The 3,241-nt window shown below is 49.6% G+C and carries 2 rRNA genes; both read right to left on the reverse strand.

What is annotated here, in order from left to right:
- Positions 1-117, reverse strand: a 5S ribosomal RNA gene (rrf, locus tag FC32_RS00710).
- A gap of 71 nt (positions 118-188) precedes the next feature.
- Positions 189-3,105 (reverse strand): 23S ribosomal RNA (locus tag FC32_RS00715).
- Positions 3,106-3,241 lie beyond the last annotated feature (136 nt).

The following is a 3,241-nucleotide window of genomic DNA, read 5'->3' on the forward strand; positions in this document are numbered from 1 at the left end:
GCGTGGCAACTTCCTACCCTCGCAAGGGGCGATCCCCTAACTACTCTTGGCGTGACAAAGCTTAACTTCTGTGTTCGGAATGGGAACAGGTGTAGCCTTTGTGCTATCGCCACCACACTTTGTTTATGAGAACCTTGTTCTCTCAAAACTAGACAATATCTTCATTTCCGAAAACTGCGTTTCTTGACTTGGTTAAGTCCTCGACCGATTAGTAATGGTCCGCTCCATACGTCACCGTACTTCCACTTCCATCCTATCTACCTGATCATCTCTCAGGGGTCTTACTTCCATAAAGGAATGGGAAATCTTATCTCGAGGTGAGTTTCGCACTTAGATGCTTTCAGCGTTTATCTCATCCATACATAGCTACCCAGCGATGCCCTTGGCAGAACAACTGGTACACCAGCGGTATGTCCATCCCGGTCCTCTCGTACTAAGGACAGATCCTCTCAAATTTCCTACGCCCGCGACGGATAGGGACCGAACTGTCTCACGACGTTCTGAACCCAGCTCGCGTACCGCTTTAATGGGCGAACAGCCCAACCCTTGGGACCGACTACAGCCCCAGGATGCGATGAGCCGACATCGAGGTGCCAAACCTCCCCGTCGATGTGGACTCTTGGGGGAGATAAGCCTGTTATCCCCAGGGTAGCTTTTATCCGTTGAGCGATGGCCCTTCCATACGGAACCACCGGATCACTAAGCCCGACTTTCGTCCCTGCTCGACTTGTAGGTCTCGCAGTCAAGCTCCCTTATGCCTTTACACTCTGCGAATGATTTCCAACCATTCTGAGGGAACCTTTGGGCGCCTCCGTTACCTTTTAGGAGGCGACCGCCCCAGTCAAACTGCCCACCTGACACTGTCTCCCGCCGCGATAAGCGGCGAGGGTTAGAGTGTTCATACAACGAGGGTAGTATCCCACCAACGCCTCGATCGAAACTAGCGTTCCGACTTCTACGGCTCCTACCTATCCTGTACAAGTTGTACAAACACCCAATATCAAGCTACAGTAAAGCTCCATGGGGTCTTTCCGTCCTGTCGCGGGTAACCCGCATCTTCACGGGTATTATAATTTCACCGAGTCTCTCGTTGAGACAGTGCCCAGATCGTTACGCCTTTCGTGCGGGTCGGAACTTACCCGACAAGGAATTTCGCTACCTTAGGACCGTTATAGTTACGGCCGCCGTTTACTGGGGCTTCAATTCTGAGCTTCGCTTACGCTAACCCATCCTCTTAACCTTCCAGCACCGGGCAGGCGTCAGCCCCTATACTTCATCTTACGATTTTGCAGAAACCTGTGTTTTTGATAAACAGTCGCCTGGGCCTATTCACTGCGGCTGCACATTGTGCAGCACCCCTTCTCCCGAAGTTACGGGGTCATTTTGCCGAGTTCCTTAACGAGAGTTCTCTCGCTCACCTGAGGCTACTCGCCTCGACTACCTGTGTCGGTTTGCGGTACGGGTGATCTGATTCTAACTAGAAGCTTTTCTCGGCAGTGTGACATCGATCACTTCGCTACTTTAATTTCGCTCCCCATCACAACTTGTCCTTAAGATGAAAAGCATTTGACTCATCATCAGACTTGTTGCTTGGACGTGCATATCCAACAGCACGCATCTCTAGCCTCCTGCGTCCCTCCATCGTTCAAACAAATCAGACCAGTACAGGAATCTCAACCTGTTATCCATCGCCTACGCCTCTCGGCCTCGGCTTAGGTCCCGACTAACCCTGGGAGGACGAGCCTTCCCCAGGAAACCTTAGTCATACGGTGGACCAGATTCTCACTGATCTTTCGCTACTCATACCGGCATTCTCACTTCTAAGCGCTCCACCAGTCCTTACGGTCTAGCTTCATCGCCCTTAGAACGCTCTCCTACCATGCAACTAAGTTGCATCCACGATTTCGGTAATGTGTTTAGCCCCGTTACATTTTCGGCGCAGGATCACTCGACTAGTGAGCTATTACGCACTCTTTAAATGGTGGCTGCTTCTAAGCCAACATCCTAGTTGTCTGTGCAATTCCACATCCTTTTCCACTTAACACATATTTAGGGACCTTAATCGGTGGTCTGGGCTGTTTCCCTTTCGACTACGGATCTTATCACTCGCAGTCTGACTCCCGGATATAGATATGTGGCATTCGGAGTTTATCTGAATTCAGTAACCCAAGACGGGCCCCTAGTCCAAACAGTGCTCTACCTCCACTATCCTTAACTCCGAGGCTAGCCCTAAAGCTATTTCGGAGAGAACCAGCTATCTCCAAGTTCGTTTGGAATTTCACCTCTACCCACACCTCATCCCAGCATTTTTCAACATACACGGGTTCGGTCCTCCAGTGCGTCTTACCGCACCTTCAACCTGGACATGGGTAGGTCACCTGGTTTCGGGTCTACGTCAACGTACTCAGTCGCCCTATTCAGACTCGCTTTCGCTGCGGCTCCGGCCTTTTCGCCTTAACCTCGCACGCTAACGTAACTCGCCGGTTCATTCTACAAAAGGCACGCCATCACTCATTAACGAGCTCTGACTACTTGTAGGCACATGGTTTCAGGAACTATTTCACTCCCCTCCCGGGGTGCTTTTCACCTTTCCCTCACGGTACTGGTTCACTATCGGTCACTAGGGAGTATTTAGCCTTGGGAGATGGTCCTCCCGGATTCCGACGGAGTTTCACGTGTTCCGCCGTACTCAGGATCCCGGACTGAGGAAACGAAGTTTCGCTTACAGGGCTATCACCTTCTCTGGCTGATCTTCCCAAATCATTCAACTACTTCGTTTCTTGGTAACTCAAATGTCCAGTCCTACAACCCCAAGAAGCAAGCTTCTTGGTTTGGGCTGTTCCCTTTTCGCTCGCCGCTACTCAGGGAATCGAATTTTCTTTCTCTTCCTGTGGGTACTTAGATGTTTCAGTTCCCCACGTCTTCCTTCAACTAAGCTATGAATTCACTTAGTGATAACAGCTCTTTACAGCTGCTGGGTTTCCCCATTCGGAGATCTCCGGATCACAGTTTACTTACAACTCCCCGAAGCTTATCGCAGTTAGTCACGTCCTTCATCGGCTCCTAGTGCCAAGGCATCCACCATGCGCCCTTAATAACTTAACCTAAATTATCTTACGATAATGGTTATGAGTTTAGCGATTAAACATTAATGTTTTAAACTCTTTAAAACGCGGTGTTCTCGGTTATTTTAATTAACAAAGAAATAAAAGATATTATCTAGTTTTCAAAGAACAAGTTT

The sequence above is a fragment of the Ligilactobacillus apodemi DSM 16634 = JCM 16172 genome (assembly GCF_001434405.1).
In the GTDB taxonomy this organism is placed as follows: domain Bacteria; phylum Bacillota; class Bacilli; order Lactobacillales; family Lactobacillaceae; genus Ligilactobacillus; species Ligilactobacillus apodemi.